Annotated in this window: 26 protein-coding genes and 2 pseudogenes; 13 read left to right on the plus strand and 15 right to left on the minus strand. The window is 61.7% G+C overall.

The window, feature by feature from the left end; all coding sequences use genetic code 11:
• The 8 genes from AC1Q7H_RS28030 (at nucleotide 1) to AC1Q7H_RS28065 (ending at nucleotide 6,666) form a co-directional block, all read left to right on the plus strand.
• On the plus strand, nucleotides 1-1,014 hold the full coding sequence (locus tag AC1Q7H_RS28030) for an amidohydrolase family protein (RefSeq protein WP_349606146.1): 1,014 nt from the start codon (nucleotides 1-3) through the stop codon (nucleotides 1,012-1,014).
• 30 nt (nucleotides 1,015-1,044) lie between these two features.
• Entirely contained in the window at nucleotides 1,045-2,061 is a 1,017-nt protein-coding gene (locus tag AC1Q7H_RS28035; RefSeq protein WP_492381970.1) for a DODA-type extradiol aromatic ring-opening family dioxygenase, read from the plus strand.
• A complete protein-coding gene (locus AC1Q7H_RS28040; protein WP_349606144.1) occupies nucleotides 2,058-2,720 on the plus strand; it encodes an RraA family protein in 663 nt (220 codons plus the stop codon). Before AC1Q7H_RS28035 ends, AC1Q7H_RS28040 begins: the two co-directional genes overlap by 4 nt.
• Before the next feature lie 3 nt (nucleotides 2,721-2,723).
• Nucleotides 2,724-3,401: an RraA family protein gene (locus tag AC1Q7H_RS28045; RefSeq protein ID WP_492381971.1), complete on the plus strand. Its 678-nt coding sequence runs from the start codon at nucleotides 2,724-2,726 to the stop codon at nucleotides 3,399-3,401.
• Complete coding sequence (locus AC1Q7H_RS28050) at nucleotides 3,398-4,072, plus strand: 4-carboxy-4-hydroxy-2-oxoadipate aldolase/oxaloacetate decarboxylase (protein ID WP_492381972.1); 675 nt, start codon at nucleotides 3,398-3,400, stop codon at nucleotides 4,070-4,072. Before AC1Q7H_RS28045 ends, AC1Q7H_RS28050 begins: the two co-directional genes overlap by 4 nt.
• 18 nt (nucleotides 4,073-4,090) lie before the next feature.
• Entirely contained in the window at nucleotides 4,091-4,819 is a 729-nt protein-coding gene (locus tag AC1Q7H_RS28055) for a dienelactone hydrolase family protein (protein WP_492381973.1), read from the plus strand.
• 29 nt (nucleotides 4,820-4,848) lie between these two features.
• Complete coding sequence (locus tag AC1Q7H_RS28060) at nucleotides 4,849-5,400, plus strand: flavin reductase family protein (RefSeq protein ID WP_492381974.1); 552 nt, start codon at nucleotides 4,849-4,851, stop codon at nucleotides 5,398-5,400.
• A gap of 108 nt (nucleotides 5,401-5,508) precedes the next feature.
• Entirely contained in the window at nucleotides 5,509-6,666 is a 1,158-nt protein-coding gene (locus AC1Q7H_RS28065) for a porin (RefSeq protein ID WP_492381975.1), read from the plus strand.
• A 31-nt stretch (nucleotides 6,667-6,697) separates the two neighbouring features.
• On the opposite strand, the gene AC1Q7H_RS28070 is transcribed toward AC1Q7H_RS28065, so the two are convergent.
• From AC1Q7H_RS28070 to AC1Q7H_RS28080, 3 genes are all read right to left on the minus strand, one after another.
• Entirely contained in the window at nucleotides 6,698-7,363 is a 666-nt protein-coding gene (locus AC1Q7H_RS28070; protein WP_349606135.1) for a GntR family transcriptional regulator, read from the minus strand.
• Between the two features lie 400 nt (nucleotides 7,364-7,763).
• Complete coding sequence (locus tag AC1Q7H_RS28075) at nucleotides 7,764-8,138, minus strand: PIN domain-containing protein (protein WP_492381976.1); 375 nt, start codon at nucleotides 8,136-8,138, stop codon at nucleotides 7,764-7,766.
• Nucleotides 8,139-8,289: 151 nt separating this feature from the next.
• Entirely contained in the window at nucleotides 8,290-9,417 is a 1,128-nt protein-coding gene (locus tag AC1Q7H_RS28080; RefSeq protein WP_153954478.1) for an IS630 family transposase, read from the minus strand.
• Between the two features lie 48 nt (nucleotides 9,418-9,465).
• On the opposite strand from AC1Q7H_RS28080, the gene AC1Q7H_RS28085 reads away from it, so the two are divergent.
• From AC1Q7H_RS28085 to AC1Q7H_RS28095, 3 genes and pseudogenes are all read left to right on the plus strand, one after another.
• Nucleotides 9,466-9,780 (plus strand): LexA family protein, encoded by a 315-nt coding sequence (locus AC1Q7H_RS28085; RefSeq protein WP_492381977.1) that lies wholly within the window; start codon nucleotides 9,466-9,468, stop codon nucleotides 9,778-9,780.
• Nucleotides 9,776-12,595 (plus strand): annotated as a pseudogene (locus tag AC1Q7H_RS28090) (Tn3 family transposase); the annotation flags it as partial. The gene AC1Q7H_RS28085 and the pseudogene AC1Q7H_RS28090, both read left to right, overlap by 5 nt.
• A 293-nt stretch (nucleotides 12,596-12,888) precedes the next feature.
• Nucleotides 12,889-13,026: pseudogene (locus AC1Q7H_RS28095) on the plus strand (transposase); the annotation flags it as partial.
• A gap of 880 nt (nucleotides 13,027-13,906) precedes the next feature.
• Here the strand turns inward: AC1Q7H_RS28095 and AC1Q7H_RS28100 are convergent.
• The 8 genes from AC1Q7H_RS28100 to AC1Q7H_RS28135 all read right to left on the minus strand — a co-directional run bounded on the left by AC1Q7H_RS28100 (nucleotide 13,907) and on the right by AC1Q7H_RS28135 (nucleotide 19,675).
• The gene (locus tag AC1Q7H_RS28100) at nucleotides 13,907-14,695 is read right to left on the minus strand and encodes an enoyl-CoA hydratase/isomerase family protein (RefSeq protein ID WP_492381978.1); all 789 of its coding nucleotides are present in this window, start codon (nucleotides 14,693-14,695) and stop codon (nucleotides 13,907-13,909) included.
• Between the two features lie 30 nt (nucleotides 14,696-14,725).
• Nucleotides 14,726-15,622 carry an alpha/beta hydrolase gene (locus AC1Q7H_RS28105; protein WP_492381979.1) on the minus strand — a complete coding sequence of 299 codons (897 nt, stop codon included), beginning with the start codon at nucleotides 15,620-15,622 and terminating at the stop codon, nucleotides 14,726-14,728.
• A 24-nt stretch (nucleotides 15,623-15,646) separates the two neighbouring features.
• Nucleotides 15,647-15,907 (minus strand): hypothetical protein, encoded by a 261-nt coding sequence (locus AC1Q7H_RS28110; protein ID WP_492381980.1) that lies wholly within the window; start codon nucleotides 15,905-15,907, stop codon nucleotides 15,647-15,649.
• Nucleotides 15,908-16,038: 131 nt separating this feature from the next.
• On the minus strand, nucleotides 16,039-16,659 hold the full coding sequence (locus AC1Q7H_RS28115) for a flavin reductase family protein (RefSeq protein WP_492381981.1): 621 nt from the start codon (nucleotides 16,657-16,659) through the stop codon (nucleotides 16,039-16,041).
• A gap of 231 nt (nucleotides 16,660-16,890) precedes the next feature.
• Entirely contained in the window at nucleotides 16,891-17,304 is a 414-nt protein-coding gene (locus AC1Q7H_RS28120; RefSeq protein WP_492381982.1) for a tautomerase family protein, read from the minus strand.
• 29 nt (nucleotides 17,305-17,333) lie between these two features.
• Nucleotides 17,334-17,744 (minus strand): hypothetical protein, encoded by a 411-nt coding sequence (locus AC1Q7H_RS28125; protein WP_492381983.1) that lies wholly within the window; start codon nucleotides 17,742-17,744, stop codon nucleotides 17,334-17,336.
• Nucleotides 17,745-17,789: 45 nt separating this feature from the next.
• Nucleotides 17,790-18,683 carry an alpha/beta hydrolase gene (locus AC1Q7H_RS28130; RefSeq protein WP_492381984.1) on the minus strand — a complete coding sequence of 298 codons (894 nt, stop codon included), beginning with the start codon at nucleotides 18,681-18,683 and terminating at the stop codon, nucleotides 17,790-17,792.
• 8 nt (nucleotides 18,684-18,691) lie between these two features.
• Entirely contained in the window at nucleotides 18,692-19,675 is a 984-nt protein-coding gene (locus tag AC1Q7H_RS28135; protein WP_492381985.1) for an MBL fold metallo-hydrolase, read from the minus strand.
• Nucleotides 19,676-19,942: 267 nt separating this feature from the next.
• Between AC1Q7H_RS28135 and AC1Q7H_RS28140 the strand changes: the two genes are divergently transcribed.
• On the plus strand, nucleotides 19,943-20,428 hold the full coding sequence (locus tag AC1Q7H_RS28140; protein WP_492382017.1) for a winged helix-turn-helix transcriptional regulator: 486 nt from the start codon (nucleotides 19,943-19,945) through the stop codon (nucleotides 20,426-20,428).
• A 235-nt stretch (nucleotides 20,429-20,663) separates the two neighbouring features.
• Here the strand turns inward: AC1Q7H_RS28140 and AC1Q7H_RS28145 are convergent, their stop codons facing one another.
• The 4 genes from AC1Q7H_RS28145 to AC1Q7H_RS28160 form a co-directional block, all read right to left on the minus strand.
• Nucleotides 20,664-22,040, minus strand: a complete 1,377-nt coding sequence (locus AC1Q7H_RS28145) for an MFS transporter (protein ID WP_492381986.1) — start codon at nucleotides 22,038-22,040, stop codon at nucleotides 20,664-20,666.
• 59 nt (nucleotides 22,041-22,099) lie between these two features.
• Nucleotides 22,100-22,864 carry an SDR family NAD(P)-dependent oxidoreductase gene (locus AC1Q7H_RS28150; protein ID WP_492381987.1) on the minus strand — a complete coding sequence of 255 codons (765 nt, stop codon included), beginning with the start codon at nucleotides 22,862-22,864 and terminating at the stop codon, nucleotides 22,100-22,102.
• Between the two features lie 424 nt (nucleotides 22,865-23,288).
• A complete protein-coding gene (locus AC1Q7H_RS28155; protein WP_492381988.1) occupies nucleotides 23,289-23,702 on the minus strand; it encodes a tautomerase family protein in 414 nt (137 codons plus the stop codon).
• Between the two features lie 75 nt (nucleotides 23,703-23,777).
• Nucleotides 23,778-24,530 (minus strand): SDR family oxidoreductase, encoded by a 753-nt coding sequence (locus AC1Q7H_RS28160; RefSeq protein ID WP_492381989.1) that lies wholly within the window; start codon nucleotides 24,528-24,530, stop codon nucleotides 23,778-23,780.
• Here AC1Q7H_RS28160 and AC1Q7H_RS28165 point away from each other — a divergent pair.
• Complete coding sequence (locus tag AC1Q7H_RS28165) at nucleotides 24,529-24,813, plus strand: hypothetical protein (protein WP_492381990.1); 285 nt, start codon at nucleotides 24,529-24,531, stop codon at nucleotides 24,811-24,813. The genes AC1Q7H_RS28160 and AC1Q7H_RS28165 overlap by 2 nt on opposite strands.
• The last annotated feature ends 49 nt before the right edge of the window (nucleotides 24,814-24,862 follow it).

Raw genomic sequence — 24,862 nt, forward strand, 5'->3', positions numbered from 1 at the left:
ATGATCATTGACTGCCACGGCCACGTCAGCCCCCCCGCCGAACTCTGGGTTTACAAGGCTCACATCCTGTCTCACCGCGGCGAGCATGGGCGCAAGATGCCCGAAGTGACGGACGAAGAGATCCTGCACTACGCCAACCGCAAGGAAATGGGTCCAGCCGGACACATCGACCTGCTCGACCGCGCCGGCACCACCGTCCAGTTGCTGTCGCCGCGCCCTTTCCAGATGATGCACAGCACCAAGCCGGGCAAGCTGGTGCACTGGTTCACCGAGGAAACCAACAACATCATTGCGCGCACGGTGAAGCTGCTGCCCAAGCGATTCATCGGTGTCGGCGGCCTGCCGCAGGTGGCCGGCGATCCCATCGAAGTGGTGCTGCCGGAACTGGAGCGCTGCGTGAAGGAGTTGGGCTTCCGCGGCGTACTGCTCAATCCGGACCCGTTCGAGAACAACGGCTCCGAAGCGCCGCCGCTGGGCGACCGCTACTGGTACCCGCTTTACGAAAAACTGTGTGAGCTCGACATCCCCGCACACATCCACGCCACCGGCTCGCATTCCGCGCGCTCACCGTACACGGTCCACTTCATCAATGAAGAGACCATCGCGGTGTTCGGCCTCGTGAACTCCGACGTGTTCAAGGACTTCCCTTCGCTGAAGATCCTGGTCTCGCACGGCGGCGGCTCGATTCCCTATCAGATCGGCCGCTTCCAGTCCGGCGCCGCGCGCGCGGGCCGCGACTTCCTCGCCGGCATGCGCAACCTGTACTACGACACCGTGCTGTATTCGGAGGAGTCGCTGCGCCTGCTGATCAAGACCGTCGGCGCGGATCGCTGCCTGTTCGGCGCCGAGTGCCCCGGCGTGGGGTCGCAGGTCAACCCAGCCACCGGCCGCACCTTCGACGACATCAAGCCCTTCATCCAGGGCTTCGACTGGCTGTCGCCGGAAGACAAGGACATGATCTTCTACGGCAACGCGCAGAAGCTCTTCAATCTCGACCTGGCTGCGTACCGCTAAGCGGGCGAAGACCCACGTAGGAGACCAACGATGGCACAAATCGTACTCGGCATGGGCACCTCGCACGGCCCCATGCTGGTCACGCCGCCGCATACATGGGGCTCGCGCCTGCCCGATGACCGCCGCAGCGTGCATCACTACCAGGGCAGTACCTGGACGTTCGACGAACTGGTCCGGCATCGTGCATCCGAGAACCTGGCCGCGCAAATCACGCCGGAAGTATGGGAAGCCCGGCATGCGCGCTGCATGCGGGCCATCGACCGCATGGCACAGGTCCTGGTCGAAGCCCGCCCCGACGTCGCCGTGATCGTCGGCAACGATCAGATGGAGATCTTCGACGACATGCTGGTGCCCGCGTTCAGCGTGATGTGGGGCGAAACCATCGTCAACAACATGATCAGCGACGAGAAGCTGTCGCGGCTGCCGCCCGGCGTGGCGCACGCCATGCCCGGCTACATGCCGCCGGAAGCCACCTACGCCGGCGTGCCGGCACTCGGTCGCCACCTGATCGAAGGCGCCGTGGCCGACGGCTTCGACGTCACGGCCCTGAAGCATCTGTCCGCCACCGAGACGCCGCACGCCTTCGGCTTCGTGTTCCGGCAGTTGATGAAGGACCAGGTGATCCCCACCGTGCCGGTGCTGATCAACACGTTCTATCCGCCCAACCAGCCGACCGCCGGCCGCTGCCATGCATTCGGACGTTCGCTGGCACGCGCCATCCAGTCGTGGGACAGCGACGCGCGCGTGGCGATCATCGCCTCGGGCGGCTTGACGCACTTTGTCATCGACGAGAGCGTTGATCAACTGATCCTCGACAGCATGCGCGCGCATGACTTCGCGCCGGTGGAAGGCCTGGGCGAGGCGATATTCCAGGCCGGCACCTCCGAGGTCAAGAACTGGATCCCCGTGGCCGGCGCGATGGACGAACTCGGCTTCGGGATGGAAGTGATTGACTATGTGCCCTGCTACCGCAGCGAAGCGGGCACGGGCAATGCCATGGGGTTCGCCTGCTGGCGGCCCGACAACAACAAGGAAGTCATCCGATGAGCACCCCCCAGGAATATGTGCGCCGCCTGCGCCGGCTGGATTGTTGCGCGGTGTCCGACACGCTAGACAAGCTTGGCCTGCCGGGCGTGGTGAGTGGCGTGCGTCAGGAGGCCGGTGAAGGCCGCATCGCCGGCCGCGTGATTACCGTGAAGCTCGGGACGGGCGCGCCGCCTCCCGGCGAGCCCCGCCACCTGGGCACCACCGCCATCGAGGCCGGCGGCCCGGACGACGTGATCGTGGTCGAGCAGCGTACCGGCGTTGAGGCCGGAAGCTGGGGCGGCCTGCTGTCGCTTGGCGCGAAGGTGAAAGGCATCGCGGGCGTGGTGGCCGACGGTCCTGTGCGCGACATCGATGAGGCACGCGCGATGGACTTCCCCGTCTTCGCCGCCGCGCTCACCGCCCGCACCGCGCGCGGCCGCATCGTCGAGAAAGGCACCAACGTGCCGATCCGGGTATGGGACGTGGACGTCGACGCCGGCGACTACGTGCTGGCCGATCGCAGCGCGGTCATCTTCATCGCCGCGGCCGACATCGTGCGCGTGCTGGAAGCCGCGGAAGGCATCGTCGCCCGCGAGGCCCGCATGGCCAAGGCCGTGCTGGCCGGTACGCCGATGAGTCAGGTTATGGGCGGCAACTACGAATTCATGCTGAAGGAATAAGCCATGTCAGAACACCTCGAAGACCGTAACGTCACCCGCGCCGGCAAGCTCGACACCGCGACGCTTAGCGACGCCATGGACCGCCTCGGCATCGTCGGCCAGTGCCGCGCCATCAAGCCGCGCGATGCCGGCTTTCGCATGGCCGGCCGTGCCTTCACCATTCTCTACGGCCCGGCCGCGAGCCCGCCGGGCACCGTCGGCGACTTCATCGACGACGTGCCGCCCGGCCACGTCATCGTGCTGGACAACGGCGGCCGCACTGATGCCACGGTCTGGGGCGACATCATGACCGAGATCGCTCACCGCCGCGGCATTGCCGGTACCGTGATCGACGGCATCAATCGCGACGTGCACCTGTGCCTGTCGCTCGGCTACCCCGTGTTCTCGCGCGACAACTGGATGCGCACCGGCAAGGACCGCGTGCAGGTGGAAGCCACCAACGTGCCGGTGAGCATCGGCGACGTGCGCGTAGCGCCCGGTGACATCCTGCGCGGCGATGCAGACGGGCTGGTGTCGATCCCGCGCGAGCACGAGGAACGCATCCTCGCCGTGGCGGAAGAGATCGAGAGCGCCGAGAACGCTATTCGCGCGGCAGTCGCCGGCGGCATGCGCCTGGATGAAGCGCGCAAGCAGTTCCGCTACCACCAACTGCAGACGCGCGCCGAAGGAGCCAAAGCATGAGCCTGCCCATCGACCGCATCGATCCGCGCGAGACCACGCAACTGGACTTCGCGCGTACCGCCCCGGAGATCATCGACGCCGCCCACGCCATCCCGACGGCCACCCTGCATGAGGCCGGCGGCAAGATCGGTGCCCTGCCCTCCGCCATCAAGCCGGTGGCGCCCGGCTTCCGGCTGTGCGGCCCCGCCGTCACGGTGCACGCGCCGGGCGGCGACAACCTGTGGCTGCACCGCGCCATCTATGCCGCGCAGCCGGGCGACGTGCTCGTGGTGTCGGTCAGCGACGCCTTCGAGCACGGCTACTGGGGCGAAGTGATGTCCACCGCCAGCCAGGTGCGCGGGCTCGCCGGCCTCGTCATCGACGGCTGCGTGCGCGACGGCGTGCTGCTGGAGGAGATCGGCTTCCCGGTGTTCGCGCGCGGCCTGTGCATTCGCGGCACCGGCAAGGACTTCGGTGCGCGCGGATGGATCAATGCGCCGACCGTGTTCGGCAATGTCACGGTGCATGCCGGCGACCTGATCGTCGGCGACGGCGACGGCGTGGTCTGCATTCCGCGCGACCGCGCCGGCAAGGTGGTGGACGCCGGCCTCGCGCGCGAAGCCGTCGAGGCCGACCAATGCCGGCGACTGCGAGCCGGCGAGACCACCCTCGACATCTTCGGGTGGAACTGAGCGGGGAGATCGAACGACATGAACGAACGCATTGACGAAACCCGTTGGATCAGCATTCCGGCACCCGACGGCCGCGCATACGAGGGCTATCTCGCCCTTCCCCCGGCGGGCACCGGCCCGGGGCTGGTCCTCTTCCAGGAAATCTTTGGCGTCAATCGCCATATCCGGGCCGTGGCCGAGCAATACGCGCAGCTTGGCTTTGTCGTGCTGGCGCCGGACGTCTTCTGGCGCCAGGCACCGCGCGAATCTTTCGCCTACGTGGGCGACGAGGCGGCCCGTGCACGAGACATGCTCATCCACGCCGACATGGCCGAGATCGTCGGAGACCTCGACGGCTCCGTGCGCATCCTGCGCGAACGCCCCGAAGTGACGGGCGGCGTCGGCGCGCTTGGCTTCTGCATCGGCGGCCGGCTGGCCTATCTGGCAGCCGCAGCGGGACTGGTGGACGCTGCGGCCTGCTACTACGGCGGCGGCATTCAGGACCAGTTGCAGAAAGCGGCGACCGTGCGTTGCCCGATACTGTTCCACTATGGCGAAACCGACCCCATGATCCCGCTCGCGGCGGTCGAGCGCGTCAAGGCCGCGTTTGCCGAGCGGGACTCGGGAAGGTTCTTCGTCTACCCGGGCGCGAGCCACGGCTTCAACTGCTGGGAACGCGCCAGCTACCAGCCGCTCGCCGCCATGCAAGCGCACGGCCGGACCGTGCTGCACTTCGCCCGGCATCTCACCGCCGGCACGATTGCATAGCTCCCCACCCGCACGCCGGAGAATTCGCCATGAGCATCGACGCCATCCAGTTCAAGACCGCCATGCGGTGCCTCGCGGGGCACGTCTGCCTGATTACCACGCTGTCGGTCGACGGCTCGCGGGCGGGGCTGACGGCCACGGCCGTCTGCTCGGTATCAGCCGATCCCCCCACGCTGCTTGTCTGCATCAACCGCAACAGCGCCTCTTTCCACGCTATCCAGGCGTCGCGCATCTTCGCGGTGAATGTGCTGGCGCTGGAAAGTCGTCATCTGGCGGATCGTTTTGCGAGCCCGATGCCGGCGGAACAGAAATTTGCTGACAGCGTGTGGGGCCGGTCGAGCACCGGCGCACCGGTGTTACAAGACGCGCTGGTCAGCTTCGACTGCCGTGTGGCGAGCGCCGTGGATGTCGGCACGCACGGCATCCTGTTCGGCGCCATAGAAGCCGCAACGCCGCGCATCGACCGCACCCGGCCGCTGCTGTACGCGCATGGCAGCTACGGCGAGTTCTCGTCGACCGACGCTGCTGCGGCGCGGCACTTGCTGTGGGTTCCTTCATGGGATTCCGAGCCGGCCGGCTGACACCCACCGGCCGAGACACCACCCCGCCCGCATCCCTGCCGGGCGGCGCTCTAACAAAAATTTCAACTACGGAGACACCGTATGGCGTTTCGGAGGAACACGCTGGCAATGGCATGTCGCCATCTGATATTAGGCATCGCATTAACAGCCGCCACGATATCGACGCACGCGCAGGGCAGCGTCACCATTGGCGGCCTGCTCGACGAAGGGGTTGCGCTGTATCGCGACAACGGCGGACATTCCCAGGTCCGCATGCAGGATTCGGCCATCTATCCCTCGAAGTTCTACTTCCGCGGCACCGAGGATCTCGGCGCGAGGCTGCTGGCGTCGTTCAGCCTGGACTCTATGATCGCCCTCAGTACGGGATCGCTCGATCCGCAATCGCGTGGGGCGCTGTTCGAGAACTCGGCTTGGGTTGGCTTGCGCAAAGTCGGCATCGGCGGCTTCCGACTCGGCCAGCAGAACGACTTCGCGTTTGACTATTTCCTGATCGGAGGCATCGACCCTGCCACCGGCATCGCCGGTGGCATGTTGAACTTCCGCACGGGCAGTTTCGGGGCGGACCTGCTTGGACTCAAGGGGCCGGCGCAGATCGGCGCCGCCATTTCCGGGTCGCCGTATGCGCCGATCGTCACCAATGGCGTGCCGACAGGCATGTCGGCGATCAATTGGGATCGTGCCGGCGGCAAGCGGATGTCCAACGCGATCAAGCTGACCAGCGACGAGATCGCGGGGTTCTCCGCGGGGCTGATGTACAGCTTCGGCGAAGTGACAGGAGACTTCCCGAACAGCTCGGGCAAGAGTGCGGCAATCGGCTATCACAAGGGCGAAACGCGCGCGGCGGTGGTCTATACGGAGCAGAACTACGGCGCGGTACAAGGTGGGCGCAGTGGCATCGCCAACTTGCTCGCCGGTGCTCGCACCAAAGTCTACGGCTTCGACCTGTCAGGCATGTACAGCCAGGCGCGCAACACCTTCACCGGCGCCAGGATCTACGCACTTGCTGCGGGCGTGGGCTACGAGCTAACGCCGGACCTGTTCCTCGGAGGTGCATACACCTACGAGAATGGCAATGCGCAACTGAAGAACGTGATGATCCATCAGGGCGCGCTGCAGTTGACGTACACCTTCTCGAAGCGTACCGCAGTCTATCTGGTCGGGGTCTATCAGCGTACCAATGGCGCCTACGCCGCGGAGATCGGCAATATTCTCGCCAACGGGAAGATCCAGTCGGTGGCCCAGGTCGGCATGATGCACCGCTTCTGACGTCGAAGGCAGAGCGCTCGGGCGCCGAGCCTCACACGCCGCGCGCCGCCAGGATCTGCATCAGGCCTTCCGCCACCATTTGCCGGCCTTCCTCGAAGGCATCCAGCAGCATTTCCCGGTTTTTGGTGCTCAGCGCCTTCACGAGCTTCTGCTCCACGTTTGCCTTCAAATGCTGGTCGCGCCGCGTGATGTCGGCGGCCAGCGCGCGATAGCGGTCGGTCAGTCGCATCAGGCGCAGCGCCTCGCGCTTGAGCACCTTGTTCGGCGACAGATCGAACACGGCGTCATGGAACGCGCGATGGTGCTCGATCCACTCGCCTCGCTCGCCGGCCGCAAGCAATTCGTCCAGTTCGGCTAGCATCCCCTTGAGCTGCTTGAGCTGAGCAGGCGTCGGCCACTCGACGGTAGACAGCAACTCTGCTTCCAGCAAGTGCCGCAGCCGGTAAAGCTGGCGTGCCTCGTCGGTCGAAAGCGGCGCGACGAAAAAACCGCGGTTGGGATCGTGTTCGATGATGCTCTCGGCCGCCAGGAGCTTCAACGCTTCGCGCACGGGCACGCGGCTGATGCCAAAGCGATCGGCCAAATCCGATTGCCGCAATTGCAGGCCTGGCGGTAACTGCCCGCGATTGATCAGTTTGCGAATTTCCTGCGCGATCTGGGCGGGAATGTCGATGCCCTCTAGTTCTGCAGTTGCCACGGTTTTGCTTTAGTATTGAAGTTAATATGCAATATTGCATGCAATTATACCTCCAATCGACTCTCTGTGAGAGTGAATGCAGACCGTCCGTAGCGCCCCAACAGCAAGTGGCGAAAGGATGCTTGACGGGAAACCTCGTCCAGTTCGCGATCGGGGCGCCTCGCCGCTTCCAGTTGCTCCAGCGTCAGCCCGGTAGTCGAGTCCCGGTCAAGCCCCACAGAGCGTCTGGCTGCGACCTACAAAACGCGAATTGCCGGCAACATAGACCAACAACATAAGGGTTGCGAAGCCGGTCAAAGCGATGCTGGTTCGCGGCAAGCACGCCACTTTCAGTGGCCGCCAGCATGCCAATCCTCGACCGTCAGTTGCGCCACGCGGGCGAACTCCCGCACATTGTGCGTCACGAGAACCAGGTTGCGCGCCTCGCCTGCCCCGCGATCAGGACGTCATAGGGGCCAATCGGCGCACCGGCCGCCGCCAGCTGCGCGCGAATCTCTCCGGCGTGCCGAGCGTCCTCGGTATCAAACGGAACCACCTCGAATTGCAGGCCTCGATGCGCGCTAGATGGTCTCCCTTTGTTTTCGCTGCAATTTACCGGGCTAGCCACCCCAAGTAGCCATGCGGGTTTCCGGGCCGCCACGTAGAAAAAACGCCAGTAAATCAATAGGTTGCTGTCTACCCCTTTCAATTTTTTTGGGGTGTCGTAAGCGGCATATTGTCGTGCTGAATGTTGCGGCCACCTCTCATTGCCGCTACCCTCCGCAGTCCGTCTCACGCTTGGGAGAAGCGCGATGGATCACTGGCGGTTGGCCTACCTGGGGATGCGACAGATCCCACAGGAACTCAGCGAGTTCGAGCTTGCCACGTTCTTCACCTACTCCCCCAAGGAGCGGGCACTGATTGATGCTAGTACCACTGCACAGAGGTTATGACGGTTTGTCAGAGGTCGGTACTGGGTAGGCTTTGGCCAATTTCTCCCGTGCCGTTTCGGTAGAGAACATCCAGTTGATGCGAGCGCCGCTGGCGTTTCGCAGTTGCTCCCAAGCCGCGACCTCGGTGATCAGCCGATCGCGGCAGTCGATGCGGCGATCCAGGCACTGGCTTCGCAGCACGCCGATTTCGATCTCGACCATGTTGAGCCAACTGGCGTGCTTGGGGGTGTAGTGGAATTCGATCCGCTGCAGGATGCGGCGTGCCTCTGCTGGTGGCAGGGCTTGGTAGAGGGCAGCCGGCGTGTGGGTCGACAGATTGTCCAGCACGACCCGGATGCGCGGTGCCTGGGGGTAGTGGATATCGACCAGGTCGCGCATGCACTGGGCGAAGTCATCTGCCGTTCTCCGTTCGGTGACTTTCACCTTGCGCCAGCTACGGTGCGCATCGAGGAAGACGAACAGATTAGCGGTGCCGTTGCGCTTGTATTCGCAGTCGTAGCGCAAAGGCTTACCCGGCTCGGCCGGAATCGGTTGGCGTACCTCGCCGATGAGCTGGGTCGGGCTTTCATCGAAGCACACCACCGGGTGTTGCGGGCCCGGGGTTTCGGCATACAGGTCGAGCACGTCTTCCATGCGTGCAACGTACTCCGCGTCGATCTTGGGAATGCACCACATGTTCTTGCGCCAGGGCTTCAGATCGTTCTCGGCCAGGCGCCGGCGTACCGTCTCGCGCGATAGCTCTTCATGCTCGGTCAGTTTGACGAGCGTGTCGGCGAGCAATTCCAGCGTCCAGCGCGCACGTCCCGGTGGCGGGTTGGTGCAGGCGGTGGCAATCAGCAGGGCCTCTTCCTTGCCGCTGAGCTTGCGCTGCGCCCCGGGTCGAGCCTGTTCGTTCAGCGCCGCTTCCAGACCCGTCTCCACGAAGCGGCGCTTGGTGCGGTACACCGTGGATTCGCCAACCGCCACGGTGGCTGCGATGCTCGCGTCATCCTGGCCAGCGTGCGCTGCAAGCAGGATTTGCGCTCGCTTGAGCTTGCGTGCCGCATGCTTGCCGCCGCTTAGCATGGCAGCGAGCGCCTCACGCTCGGATTGGTCGAGCTCGACTCGATAGCGTAAATTCATTCGGATGGCCTCCTTCTGGGGGGCCTCCTTCGACTGCGGGGGTTCCGAATGAATCAGAAATCGCTTCCATTGTCTGGCGAGCGCTCAGCCTGCCCGAGCTTCACCGACAAGCAAGGTCAGTATCTCGCCTTCATATGGGCCTACAGCTTGATAAACGGCCGCTCTCCGGCCGAGCGCGACATGCAGCGCTTCTTCGCCGTCACGGCTCCTTCCGTCCATCAGATGGTGCTCAACCTCGAACGCAATGGCTTGATCCGCCGCCAAGCAGGCATCGCTCGCACCATCGAACTGCTCGTTGAGCACAACTGCTTGCCTGTCCTACAACCCAGCCAAACTGTCATAACCTCTGTGCAGCGGTACTAGGCGTAGTCCCCTGTATCGCTTGGCCGTTGCCGTACACATCGGCTTTATCCGCATGACGGGACGCACGCTTGATGCCTGCAAGCAAGTGCCCAGATTTCTCTGAGCGCATGTCGGTGTCCAGGTTGGTGTGACGCCACCGGATATGGGCACGCTCAACGCACTCTACGATGGGCGCACCGATACATTGTCAAATCACCAGATGCTGGCTTACCAAGTCCTCGGCTTCAGTCCGATGGCTGAGCACCAGCGCCGCTATGTCACGCGCTGGCTCAAGGAACGTTTGACGGGACAGCCGAGCCGCACCGAGCTGTTTCACGAGCTGAAGCGCTGGCTGTATGAACATCGGATACTGATACCCCGTGATCGCGCACTAAAAAGACTGATCAGCCAGGCCGTCGCCACGGCCGAGGCGGCGCTTGCCGTCGCTCTGGTGCGCGCCTACGGCGCCTCCGTGGACACGTGGGGCATATCACTTGCGCGCCCGCATGGCGATCACACGAGCCTGCAGCAATGGCTTTGGGCCGTCCCGTTGCGAACCTCGACCCACCAGATCGGGGAATTGTTCGACAAGGTCGAACTCCTTTACAAGATGGGCATCCACCGAAGCTGGCCAGCGGCGTGTAACGAAGCGCTGATACGCTACTATGCCCGGCGCTGCGCCAATCGGCCGCCTTCAGTGAGCAAACGAGTCGCGCAGCAACCCCGCCGATTGGAAGCCGCTTGCTTTCTGCGTTACGCTTTATGTGCCGCCACGGATCATCTGGCGACCATGTTGCGACACTGGATTCAGAAATCCGTCAACGACGTTCGGCGCCTGATTGAGGCTGGCCGACCGGACCCTGGCACCCAGATGCGAGAGTTCGCGACCGCGGTCAAAGCGCTGGCCGCGGATGAGATGCTAACCCGTGAAGCACTCTGCCAGCAGTTGTCGGCGCTGGCCGACGCGGCGCTCAGCCGGCGTGCGCGCAGCCGTGCCAGCCTAATTCGCGCGCAACTCCTGTCGCGACACCGCCAAGCTCGAGCGTTGCTTGGCAGGTTGGTTCTGCTGCCATTCTCCGCCCTGTCAGCACACCCGGTGATTGAAGCGTTGGCAGTACTCCAGGAAATCTACACGCGGAGGTCCGATCATCTTCCCAACCCAATCACGATTCGACTTGGCCGCGCCTGGCAACCCGCCCTGGACGGAGAGGACCGACAGCGGGCCCTGGCCGCATTCGAGTGGGGCACGCTTTTCGCCCTGCGGGTGGGATTGCGGAATGGCTCAGTCTTCCTTGAGCACAGCTTTGCCTTCCGAAGCCAAGCGACCCTCTTGATCAGCGCCAACGAATGGAAGGCCAAACGCAACCACTTCTATGGCCATCTTAAGCTGCCACAGGATGCTCAGGCATTTCTGAAGCCTGTGATCGCGCATCTGGACGAAAGCCTCGCCAAGCTGCGGGACGCTGTGGTGTGTGGGAAACTCAAGATTGACGATGCGATCCACATCGACCCCTTGGTCGCGAGCGCCATGCCCGCGAATGTGGAGACATTGCGCGGCGCACTGTTCGAGAGGCGCCCAGGCGGTCAGTTGCCTGAGATCCTGCTCGAGATCGACAGCGCCACGCACTTTAGTTGGCTCTTGCTGGGAAGAGAGCCTCATTCCCGTAGCGAATTGCTATTGGTCTACGCAGCGATACTCGCGCACGGCACATCGATGTCAGCTGCCGATCTCTCCCGAATGGTGCCGGAGTTGTCGCCTCCCGCGATCCGGCAGATGATGCATCGCGTTGCGGACGAACGGAAGCTGCGCCACGCGGCTGAAGCCGTGCTCACCTTCATGCATCAGCACCCTATTGCCCAGCATTGGGGGCGCTCCGATCTGGCCTCGTCAGACATGATGTCGTTGGAAACGACACGCTCAGTCTGGAAAGCGCGGGCCGACCCGCGCCGGCGGACTGCATCAATCGGCATGTACACTCACGTTCGCGATCGGTGGGGCATCTTCTATGACCAGCCAATTTTGCTCAATGAGCGCCAAGCCGGTGCAGCGATCGAGGGCGTGATCCGACAAGGCGGTTCGGAAGACGTAGCGCAACTTGCAGTGGATACGCACGGCTTTACAGATTTCGCAATGAGTCTGTCACGGCTGTTGGGCTTCGATCTCTGTCCGCGACTGTCCCACCTGCGCGACAGACGTCTGCATGTTCCCAGACATCATGATGTGCCCAGCGAACTGGCTGCTGTCACGGATGCAGATGTTCGACTAAGCCTCATTGAGTGCGCCTGGGACGAGCTGGTGCGAATTGCAGCATCCGTGCAAAGCGGGCAATGCACTGCAGTCCAGGCACTCACGCGCTTTGGAGTGGCGGCGCGTGGACAGCTCGTCTATGAGGCTGGCATGCATCTCGGACGGTTGTTTCGTACGATCTTCCTGATCGACTATTTCACGAATACCGCATTTCGCCATGAGATGCAGCATGCGCTGAACCGCGGTGAAGCGGTGCACATTCTCCAGCGGGCGATCCATTCCGGCAAGATACCGATCGAGTTGGCGCGCCATGACGCGTCGCTGGCGGCAATGTCATCGGCCTTGACCTTGCTATCCAATTCAGTCATGGCTTGGAATACGATGCACATGCAACGCAGCTGGGACATCCTCGAGAGGATCAGCAGCGAGACGACTCGATCTGATGACCTTCGGCATATCGGTCCCACCCATCTCGAGGGGATCAATCTGCGGGGCACTTTTGAGTTTCCCATCGAGCGCTATGCGCATCGGCTCATGCCCACCTCGGCGTTCCAGCCCGACTCACCTTCGCAGTGGCGCACGGCATAACCGTTCTGCTTTGAAAGCGGCTCATAGAACGGTGGCAAAGACTTACGGATCACGACCTACATCCCCGGCTCGGCGTCGGTCCGTCCGTCGGCCGCGATTAGGCTTCTTGGAGGCTTACCATCCCTCCCCTGCCGCCATGCCCGTGTCGCGATCGATACATCAGAGGATGCAGGGAATGACCCAGTCAGCAAGTTATTGATCTTACGGGAATTTCTTGTGAGCGCCGCCCGGAAACCCGCATGAATGCTTGGGGCAACTATCCCGGTAAATTGCATCGAAATCAAAGGGATACCTTCCTGTTGCACGTGCTGCCTGGCGGCTTCCATCGCATCCGCCACTACGGTCTCCTTGCCAACCCCGTGCGCCGCACGAATCTGGTCAAGGCACGCGAGCTGTTGAACGTCGTGCCGACAGTCACCGCTCCCCCTGACGACACCGATCTCGCTATACGTCCCCTCCTTCCTTTGCCGGCTGTGGCGCACCGATGCTCATCGTCGAGGCCATCCCTCGCAGTGTCTGCATCCGCGGACCGCCAACACCGTGGGTTATGCCATGAGCCCGCGCGCCCTCCGTCATCGACCCGCCCGACGGCTCTCCGGAATCCGGAGCCGCAAGCGGAAGTCGCGCTCGCCGTCTCGCGCGACCACGTTGCATGCGCACGGCGCCCTGACGGTCCCGACCTGTCCGGACCTTCCCCCCATGACGGGCGCCGATCGACGCCCGGCTTACTCCATAAGCCCAGGCGCTACTGACCGCCCGACCCCATCAATCGCCATAGCCCGCATCACGACATCGCTGGGCTCCGCGGTTTCCTCCCTTGAGGTTTGTTCAACGCCTGCCCTCATGCGCCTAGACACGGGCAGGCATCAAACAAACCTAAACAGAAGCGGAAATTCGGCTCGTTGATCGCTACGCCCGGTCCGAGCCCTTAGCTGCCGCTCGCTACTCGAAAAGCGGACGTTCACCGTCGCGTTGAGGTGCCTTGCGCGGCTTTTCGCGCGAGGCACCTCTCGAACGAATGGTCACGTTTCAGTGCGGTTGATTGCACGCTCGATTCTCCTGCAACCCGAGAAAGCATAGGCACGCACATGCTGAGCCCGCCGCAACATGCTGCGGAGTACCGGCGACGTTGTTTAGCCTACGTTAAGGAGCACCCAGGATGCGACCGGCACGAGTTTCGGAAGTCACCCGTCACGATAGTGGCGCTGAGCGTTTCATGCCGCTTCCAGCGCGCCAATCCCCTATGCGCCTCGACCACCCGCGCCAGCAATTCGTGCATGTTCCGCTCCTTGACAGGGCTGGCGTGGCGGATCAACGGCCCTTGAATTCGAGCACCGGGCGCGGCGTGCCTGCCTTCAGGGCCTTGATGGCCGAAGCAAGCCCGTCCTTCACGTCTTCTGTCTCGAACAAGGGCATGGCAATGTTGAACATCACATCGTCGGCCGCCTGGACACCGCCGTTGGCCCAGGCGCGCAGCAAGGCCTTGTGGGCGGCGTGGGCGCGTGTCGGGCCGTGCACGAACTTCGCGGCGAAGGCATGCGCCTCTGCAAGCAGCTCGGCATCGGCGACGACGCGGTTGATCACGCCGAAGCGCTCCATCGTCGCGGCGGGGACGCGCTCGGAAGTCAGCGCCCATTCCATGGCACGTGCGAGTCCTGCGCGTTCGGCGACGCGGTAGATGCCACCCAGCAGGGTCACGATGGCAAGCGACTGTTCCGGATGGCAGAACATTGCGCTTTCGGCGGCAAAGATTACATCGGCGCGCAACGCCAGTTCGAAACCACCGCCGGCGCACAAGCCGTGCACCACCGCGATGACAGGCAAGGGTAGGCGTTCGAAGCAATTGAAGACGTCCATGTAACCCTCGAAGCGCGCACGCAACTGGCGGGGGGTGTCGTCGGGCCAGGGCATGATGTCGCCGCCAAAGCTGAAGTTCTCGCCTTCGGCGCGCACCAGCACGACGCGCGCGTCACTGCGTTCGATCGCGTTGATTGCTGTGGCCAGTTCGTCAACCATCTGGTCGCCGATGCGGTTTTGCGGCGAGCGATCGAGAATGATCGTGGCAATGCCATGCTCGATGGTATGGGTGAGATGAGACATGTCGGGCTCCTGTATTGTCGCAAGTTGAGGTTACGCGAGGTGTTCCTTGAACCAGTCCAGCGCGGCGGCACTGGATTGATCGAATCTGGTGATGTACGGATCGAAGTGGCCGCCGGGGATCGTCACGAGGCGCTTCGGCTCAAGGGCGCGCTCGTAGGCGGCCAGCTCGAGATCGGTCAGCGTGATCGTGTCCTGCAGCGCGACGATCATCAGCAGCGGCGTGGGAGACACGCGTGCAATCCACGTGCCCGGTTCGTACATGCGCGCGGCGCGCGTCGAGCGCACCGTGACGCTGTTCTCCCAGGCGCCGTCGGGCACGGGCTGCAGATAGAACTCGATGGCATCCTTGGCGCGGTACGAAGCAGGGATGGCCGGATCGGCGCTGACGATCGTCTGCCTTCGCGGCGGCGCGCCGCGTGCTTGCGCGCGCTCGTCCGCCGCGAAGGCATCCTCGACGGCGGCGACGGCGTCGGGCGGAATGCGGCGCAGTCCTTGCTCGAAGCCGCTGATCGTCGGCACCTGCGCGACGACCGCGCGCAAGCGGCGTTCGGTTGCGCCGAGCACGAGCGCGTGGCCACCGGAATAGCTCGTGCCCCACAAGCCGATGCGCTTCGCGTCGACGACGTCCTGGTGTTCGAGGAAGCTGATCGCGCGCCGCCAATCGGCGATCTGACGCCATGGGTCGATATCCTGGCGCGGCGTGCCGTCGCTGGCGCCGAAGTTGCGGTGATCGTGCAGGAGGACGACAAAGCCGTTGGAGGCGAATTTCTCGGCGAATCGCTCCAGGCCGTGCTCCTTCACGCCGGCATAGCCATGCGCCATGGTGATGGCGGGATAGGGGCCGGTGCCACCGGTGGGCACATAGAGCCAGCCGCGCAGCGTGACGCCGCCCTCGGCTTCGAATGCGATATCGGTACGTTGAAACATGGGAGTTCTCCTTGTAGAAAGATGTCAGGCGGCGCCGTAAAAGTGACTGGCATCGACCTTGCCTTGCAGGCGGCGACCGAGTTCCGCGGAAAATTTCCGGACGCCATCGAGCGGCCGGTGATGAATCGCTGCGTGCACGATCTTGCCGTCGTCATTCTTGGTGAGGATCGTGACGCCGCGCAGGACCGTGTCCTCGAATGCCGTTGCCTCCCACTCGAGAAAATGGCGGTCGCCATGGCTGGCATCGCGGGTGAAGGCGAGCTGGCTGGGACCTGGTATGGCCATGGATCTTTGAACCTTCCATTGGTGCCGACAGGCGTAGCCTGTGTCGTATGCATAGAAGAAGCCCCATAAGGAACCCCCATGCGTAGCGAAAGCTACCTTCCACCCTTTTGCTCCGGTCGCTCGACGCCAAGTCAATCACCCGGTCGCTCAAGCGTGAAGAGCTGCCCCGCGCCGATTTCGAAGTAGTCGGCCGGCCCACCGCCGCGCAGGATCGGGCGCGCCTGCGCGGTCTGATACACGCCGTCCTTGATCAGCTGCCGGTCAATGTGGATCGCTACTGCTTCGCCCAACACCAGCCACGCCGGGAGCGCCGCGCCGCCCTGCGCCTCAAGCTGCACGATCTGGGTGACCGCGCACTCGAACTGCACCGGGCTAGCTGCAACGCGCGATGGCCGCACCTTGGCAGAGCGCAGCGTCTCCAGCTTGGCCAACTCGAACTCATCGACGTGCGCTGGCACCATCGCCGCGGAGGCGTTCATCGCCTCGGCGAGCTCTCGCGTCGCCAGATTCCATACGAACTCGCCGGTGTCACGCGCGTTGGCAAGCGAGTCCTTCGCACCAAGCGAGCAAAAGCCGACGATCGGCGGCTTGTAGCTGAACAGGTTGAAGAAGCTGTAGGGCGCAAGGTTGCGCACGCCGTCGTTAGAGACTGTGCTGATCCAGCCGATCGGGCGCGGAGCGACGATGGCGTTGAGCGGATCGTGACGCAGGGAATGCCCCTGCGCCGGCTCGTAGAAATGCCAGTCGGTCATAGCTTTACCTCTTTTGGGACGGGCGCAAGGAATGCAGCCTCCAACGCCTCCGGCTCGGTGCCCGTCCGCAGCACCAGGGCCGGAGTGGTGGCTGTATTCATCCCGATACCCGTCCAGAGAATGGTTTCGGATCGGAGCCGCATGAGCCCCACGCCTGAGAAACGAACGAGGCATCCGTTTCAAGTCAATTTCGCTGCCCCGTTTCCAAAGAACAGGGCAGCTTCGTCTTTCTTACTTGTTTACCCAAGGCATAGAAAGGTCGATGTCAGAGACCAGCTTTCCGCCGCCGAAGCTCATGCTCTCCAAGGGAATGGCATACATCATCAGGGTGATATCGTCCTGGCTGACGCCAACCTTTTCTACTGCGTATCGGGTGACCAACTCCGCGAGCTTGCGTTTCTGCTCCACCGTCCTGCTCGTACCGGTCGTCACCGTTACGATCATGCGCTTGTCGGATCTTTCCACGTTAGGGAAAGTCGGATGGATGAAGAATTCATCGTCCTTGTGCTCACTGATGATGACGAAACGGTCATCCATCGGGGTATCCATGGCTTCATGAAGAGCGAGATTTAGGGCATCCGCCAGAGCCCGCTTCTGTTCGCTAGAGAATCGTTGAGCCGGAATGTGGGCGTGAAACATTGGCATGAGTGTTTCCTCGGTTGTGTTGTTCAGGGTTAGCTAAAGAAGTCCTGACCGAGCGTTCCCGCGAGCCGCTCCTTGAGGCCTGAAGAGAATTCACGAACGACGGGAAACGGGCTCTGGAAAAGCTTGATGTTGTCGATGAGGCCAGACTCATTCCGAGTGATGATGGTGGCGCCAGCGATCGGCTTGCCACCGTGGAGTGCATTCCACTCAAGGTAAGTCTTCGCACCGTCAACCGTCTCCGCAGTGAACACGAAGTGTTCGTACATCGTGCTCGTCGCGGCAAAGAACGCCCCGATGAGTGTCGGGCCGACCACAGCCTTGCTGAGGGCAGAGGTCTGAAGGCTGGCGTCAGCGGTGAACGACGCCGCGAATTCGCTGGTTCCTTTCTTCTTGACGATTTCCATCCATGCCGTTGCCGGTGTCTTGGTGTCAGTAGTCATTGCATCTCCAATCTGGTGTCTAAGTCTTCGTTGAGGGCGTGCGTGCTACTTCTCGAGGTGCCCAATGAGAAACTCGCCGGCTCTCTGCAGCGCGTCGTGGGCCTGAGGCAATGAGGATGTCTGAATGTGCCAGACGTGCAGCATCTCCGGCCAGACCTCGAGGTACGACTTGCCGCCGGCCGCGCGCACCTTCCGGTCAATTTCAAGGGCGTCGTCGAGAAGTACTTCGTCGCTTCCGACATGGATGAGCAGTGGAGGAAAGCCGCGCATGTCGGCGAACATCGGTGAGATGCGCGGATCCTTCAAATCGTGGTTGCCAGCGTAAGCCTCGACCATCGCCCGCATCGCGCTCGCGTTGACCATTGGGTCGCGGTCGGCCAACTGCGTTAGCGAGGGCAGCGTCAGCGTTAAGTCTGCCCATGGGCTAATGAGTAGCGCTGCTCGTGCGTCCTTGTGGCCCTTCGAGGATGCGTAGGCAAGGACGTTGAGAGCCATGCCGCCGCCACTGGAATCTCCGGTCACGGCAAACGGCTTGCCAAGCGCACGCACTGCTTCGTAGCCGCGGATGGACTCGTCGTAGGAAGCAGGGAATGGGTGCTCGGGCGCCCAGGAGTGGTCCAGGACGATAACCTGGGACTTAGCCGCTCGAGACAACTCTCCGAGCATGCCCAGATGCGAGGCAGGAGAGCCAGCCACCCAGCCGCCACCGTGGAAATGGAAAATGACACGGTCTTTGGACGCATCGGGAGCCGTAATCGCCACCGCGGCTATGCCACCGAGTTGGGTCGGCTCGACGGTTAGGTCAGCCGCCGGCGGGTTTGCTTGTGAAATTGCCTCCATGCCGACGCGGAGCGTCTCGATCGTGCTTACGGGATGCGCAATGTTGAAGGCGAACATCGCTTCGCGGAGCTTGCGGGCGGAAGAGGAATCGTAGGCCATGGTTCACCTCACTTTAGGTTGAGGAAAGTTGCGGGTACCCAGTCGTAGCCAGTGCCGGTGTCGGCCTTTCGAATACGGCCGAGGCCGGGGAACGGCATGTGGGCTGCGGCAATCATCGTCTTGTCCGCGGCGAGTTTCACCAGAAGGTCTTCACGGGTTTTGATGGCCGTCGCGCCGTCCGAGTCGAAGGCGATGCCGATTTCCGGGTGCGGCATCTGGACGGCGAGGACGTGAGCGGTGTCACCCCAGACCAGCAACGACTGACCCTTTGAGGAAATCATGTAGCCGGTGTGACCGGGCGTATGGCCGGGAATGGCATACGGTGCGATGCCGGAGACGATTTCGTCCATGCCTTCGTACGGCTTCCATTTGCCGGCAGCGATGTAAGGCGCGGCTGCATCCTGTGCCACCTTGAAGAAGATCTTTGCGTCTTCCGGGGCCTTGGCCATGATTTCCTTCGACAGCCAGAAGTCGGAGTCGGCCTTCTTCATCATCACGGTCGCGTTCGGGAAGACACGTTTCCCTTCCTTGTAGATTCCGCCAACATGATCGGCGTGAAGATGGGTCAGCAGCACCAGGTCAACTTGCTCCGGCTTGTAGCCGGAGGCTTTCAAGTTTTGCACGAGCTTGCCCAGCGCGATTGGACCCCAGTGGCCACCTGCACCCGTATCGATGAGAACGAGCTTGGAACCTGTATTGACGAGGTAGCCTTGGACGGTGGCCGAGACATTCTTGGGATCGTTTTGAAAGGAGCGCGCCAGGAGGGACTGGATGAGGGCCGGATCGCCATGCAGGAGGCTGGAGTCAATGCCGGCGCTGCCGTCATGCAGCGCGGTGACCTCATATTCGCCAATCATCGTGCGATAGAAGCCCGGAACCTGCTTGTGCTGCATCGGCGCTGCAGCTTCGGCCGGGGCTACAGCAACGAAGGTGCTGGCGAATGCTAACGATACCGCGAGCACGGTACGCGAAATGAGGGGGGAGAATTTCATAGTGTTTTCCTAACCAGCGTGTGTAGTGGGATACGTATGTACGTAATGATCTTTAGCGAAACGCCAACTCATCGCGCCTTGTCGTTGCTGCCACCTTCCCGGCCACCCGCACTACCGAATTGCCGCCGTGACCCGTGATGAAAGCCGCATGCGTGTTCGATTCCTCCGTCGATGCGGCAAGACCTTGAACCAATTGCACAGTGCAAGTGGTTGAATAATATTCTGACCAATTGCATAATGCAAGTAGAAATTTGAGGGGGATTGGCTGTGCAACAAACAGGACGATCGGGCTGCCCGATCAACTTGACGCTTGAGCAGATTGGCGACCGCTGGAGCCTGATCGTTATCCGCGATGTCATGTTCGCGAACCGGCGCAGCTATGGCGCCCTGCTGGAACGAAACGAGGAAGGCATCGCGTCGAACATCCTCGCAAGCCGACTGAAGCACTTGACCGCGTCTGGCCTGCTGACACGATCTCCGGATCCGACTCATCAGCAGAAAGGAATCTATAGCCTTACGGAAGCGGCCATACAGCTTGTACCTCTGCTTGCACATATGGCTGCCTGGGGCCTTCGGCATACGCAAGCGAGCAAGGAAGCGTCTTTACGCGCGGAGCTGCTGGAAAGGGGCGGCCCTTCACTTTGGAGTGCCCTTATGGACGAACTACGTCACCTGCATCTCGGTGCTCCGCGGCCGGCGAGCTCGGCATTGGACGAACTCCGGGCCGACGACGAGAAGGCAATCACTAATTAGTACTAATCTTTGCGTCCTGACATACATCATGTAGTGCAAAGCTACCGGTGTCCGCTATGTGGAAAGTTCGCCACGGTCATAAAGGCGTCCAATTGAGCCTGCATTGCCTGCAAATTTTCAGCACTTCTGGGCTGAGCTGCCGGGCCCGCAGCCTCAGCTATTACCCCTGGAGGCGACCTGCAATGCTGGCGCTGTGGCGTTCGCCCACCGCAGCGCCAATGCTCCGGTGGCTGGGTCAGCTTCGCAAACTGAGTGCCTGTGAGTTACCTATTTCAATACGCTCAATACGCGTGCGCTCATTGCGCATGCCCAAAAGGGCGACGGCGCAGGCTGCGACGACCATCGGCACCGCCAGCGCCAGGAAAATCTGTCCGAGTCCCCATCCCCAGCTCATCATGGTTGCGCCGATAAAGCCGCTGGCAATAGCGCCCAAGCGGCCGAAGCCATGCATCCAGCTGATCCCTGTCGAGCGGGCCGCAGTTGGGAATGACGTGGCCGAGAGCGCCTGCAAGCCAGTCATTGATCCGTGGAAGAAGCACCCCAAGGCAAACATTAATATGCACAAGGTGCCAAAATTTTTTGGTGCGACGCTGAGGGAGGCGAGGAATGCGCCAGCGATCAGAAACGTCGGTACCAGTACCCAGTGCGGACGTACCCGATCCATGATCGCACCGATACAGATCGATCCGACCGGACCGCCGAGCGTGATCAGGGACGTAATGACCACGCCCTGCCCGAGGGTGAAGCCGGCCTCCTTGGCAATGACTGGCAGCCAGTTGACCATGACGTACGTGGCGCACACGCCCATGAAATACGCCAGGCACAACAAAAAAGTCCCCATGGCATAGGCTTTTGTGAACAAGATGGCGACAGATCCCTTTGATTGATCAACGGGCGTCGGAATCCAAAACGTGGCATCCGAGAGGACGCTGGAGCCTTTGTCGATTTTGCGGAGAATTTTAGGGATGGCCGCAAGGCGTTTTCCTTTCAGCGTGAGAAACGCGACCGATTCAGGCAGCCACATGGCTAGGACGAGGGCCAATGCGATCGGGAGCAGCCCCCCGATTGCGATCATGACTCGCCATCCAAATGCCGGAAGTAGCCATGCCGCAACCAGGCCGGCAACGGCACCCCCGCCAGTAAAGCCGCTGTAGACGATCGTGACGATCAGCGAGCGTTTTCTCATTGGCGCATACTCGGAAATCAGCGTAACAGCGTTCGGCAATGCCGCGCCGAGGCCGAGGCCGGTCAAGATCCGCAGCGTGAGCAGTGTATAGACGTCTGCCGCCTGAGAGGCAAACAAGGTCAGCACGCCGAACCAGAACACGCTCGCCGTCAGAATGAGCTTGCGACCGTAGCGGTCGCCGATGGGGCCTGCAATGAGGGCGCCGACTGTTACGCCGAAAAAAACTGCCCCCAAAATCGAGCCCATTTGCGGCTTTGTAATGCCCCAGGTCCGAATGATTTCCGGCGCAGCGAAACCCATGATCGCGACATCCATGCCATCAAATGCAACGACCAGAAAAACCAAGATAATAATAAAAATTTGGTAGCGTCCAACCGGCCGCTCATCGATGAACGAACGGACATTAATTTTTTGATTCTCCGACATAGTTGTCTCCGTATTTTATTATGTGAGTGCAGCGCGAATCGCGCCGAGTACGGGTTAAATTATTGCGCCAACACGCCGCCATCGACGGGAAGGATATGGCCGGTAACCATGCTTGATGCGGCAGTAGCAAGAAACAACACTGGCCCGGTCATGTCCGCAGGTTCGCACAGTCTTCCTAGCGGTGTCAGCGCTTCGAATTTCGCAACCACATCCGGTTGACTTGTGAGCGCATCGGTCATTGGAGTGCGAATAATGCTCGGCGCTACAGCGTTGACGCGGATGTTATAGGGCGCCCATTCGACAGCCCACGAACGGGTCATGTTGACCACGGCGCCCTTGGTAGCCTGGTAGACAATATTGGGATACCAACCGCCGGAAATACCGAGTATCGATGCAGTGTTGACGATTCGCCCGCCGCCGCCGTCGCGCATGTGCCGCGCGGCGGCCCTGGCGCAAAGGAACATGCCGGTCATGTTTACCGCTACAACCGCATTCCAATCCGCGCTCGTCAAATCAAACGAGGTGTTGCGCCGATTGACACCTGCGTTGTTGAATAGCACGTCGATTCGACCGTGTTGGCGGGCGACGTCTTTCATGACGCTTTCGATCGCGTCCTCATTGGACACGTCCGCAACCGCATGTTGTGCCATCGAGCCTATCTCGTTGGCCACCTGTTCTGCCGCCGCGCCATTTGTATCTAGCACAACGACCCTGGCACCTGCGCCGGCAAACGTGTGTGCCAGGGCCCGGCCGATACCGCTACCGCCACCAGTAACGACGGTGACCTGGCCAGTAAGGCGAAAATCGGGGAATGGATGAGGCATGTGAATTCCTTCTGTTAAGTAAGTGTGAGCTTCAAATACTGCGGCGTGACAATAGGTTTGAAAAATAGGTGTGGCTGCAAATGCATATGCCGAGATCGTTGCGCGTTGCCAACATTGATTACATGATTTTGATTTCAATCAGGGTCATGTCGCGATAATGAACAGAAGGGCGTAATGACCGCTGCTGGCATTAAATAGCGCCGAGTACCGGCTACGACGTGTGTTCGATGCCAGACCGCGACAAGGGGCTCACGATAATCGACGCGCGTGACATCGCACAGATCGTCGCCCTTGAGCTGCTCCGTCGCGAACGGGGCCTGAATCCTTTTCCGCTCATGAGCCCCACACATGAGAAACGAGCGGGACGTCCGTTTCAAGTCATTTTTGCTGCCCCGATCCAAAGAACAGGGCAGCTTCGTCCTTCTTACTTGTTTACCCAAGGCATAGAGAGATCCATGTCAGAGACCAGCTTTCCGCCGCCGAAGCTCATGTTCTCCAAGGGAATGGCATACATCATCAGGGTGACATCGTCCTGGCTGACGCCAACCTTTTCTACTGCGTATCGGGTGACCAACTCCGCGAGCTTGCGTTTCTGCTCCACCGTCCTGCTCGTACCGAACGTCACCGTTACGCTCATGCGCTTGTCGGATCTCTTCATGTCAGGAAAAGTCGGATGGATGAAGAATTCATCGTCCTTGTGCTCACTGATGATGACGAAACGGTCATCCATAGGCGTATTCATGGCTTCATGAAGAGCGAGATTTAAGGCATCCGCCAGAGCCCGCTTCTCTTCGCTAGAGAACTTTTGAGCCGGAATGTGGGCGTGAAATATTGGCATGAGTGTTTCCTCGGTTGTGTTGTTCAGGTTAAATGAGGCGATGAAGTGCGTTTCGATGTGTGCGCAGCCGCGGACTCAGATCTGGGCTTTGCCGCCGTCGACGAACAATTCGCTGCCGTTGACGAAGCTCGAATCGTCGGAGGCAAGAAAGACAGCCGCCTTGGCAATTTCGTCCGGATCGCCGACGCGGCCCATTGGGATCCGCGAGGCCAGGGCATCGAGCATTTCCTGCTGCCGTGGGGCGTCGGGGCCGGCCAGGCCCAAGAGTCCTGGCGTCTTGGTGGGTCCGGGGCTGAGCGTGTTGACCCGGATGCCGCGGCCCTTCAGATCGAGAATCCAATTGCGGGCGAATGAGCGTACGGCGGCCTTTGAGGCGGCATAGACACTGAATGCCTCGGTGCCGCCGCTGGCAGCGGTGGATCCATTCAAGATGACTGATGCGCCGTCCGCCAGCAAGGGCAGCGCCTTCTGTACCGTAAACAGTACGCCCTTGACGTTAATGCCAAAGGTGTCGTCATAGTGTTCCTCAGTAATCTTACTGAGCGGCAGCTTCGAGCCGACCCCGGCGTTGACGAACAGCACGTCGATTCGGCCCTTTTCCGATTTCACCCAATCAAACAGCGTGTCCAGTTCGGCCATGTTCGATGAGTCGACCCGGATGCCGGTGGCGTTACCGATCTCGGACACCGCGGCGTCGAGTTCGGCCTGTCGAAGGCCGGTGACAATGACATGCGCTCCTTCGTTAGCGAACCGCTTGGCGGTGGCGAGCCCGATTCCCGTGGATCCACCGGTAACGATTGCGATCTTCCCTTCGAGTTTGCGTGACATGGAAGTTTCCTTGGTTGGTTGTGAAATGATGAAATCGAGTCATCAGCACAGGCCCGCTGCCGCGCCGCTTCCCAACGGGTCGAGCATCAAGGCCGCAGTCGACCGCGCTCGTGCTGTGGCCGTCTTGCAGGCGCTGCCCTATGCCTTGCCGTGCGACGACGTGCTGGTGCGCCGCTTTGCCCGCCGCTGGGCGAGTCGGGCCCTATCGGTGAGCGCGCAAGGTGTCGGCGCGCAGGCTCGCGAGCCGCGCGATCTGAAAGAAAGCACGGGTCAGGCAAGGTGACTCGCGGAACCAGTCAGCGCAGCGGCGCTGGACTGCTCGAACTGCGAGA

Source organism: Cupriavidus sp. GW823-FHT06D04 (assembly GCF_058795055.1).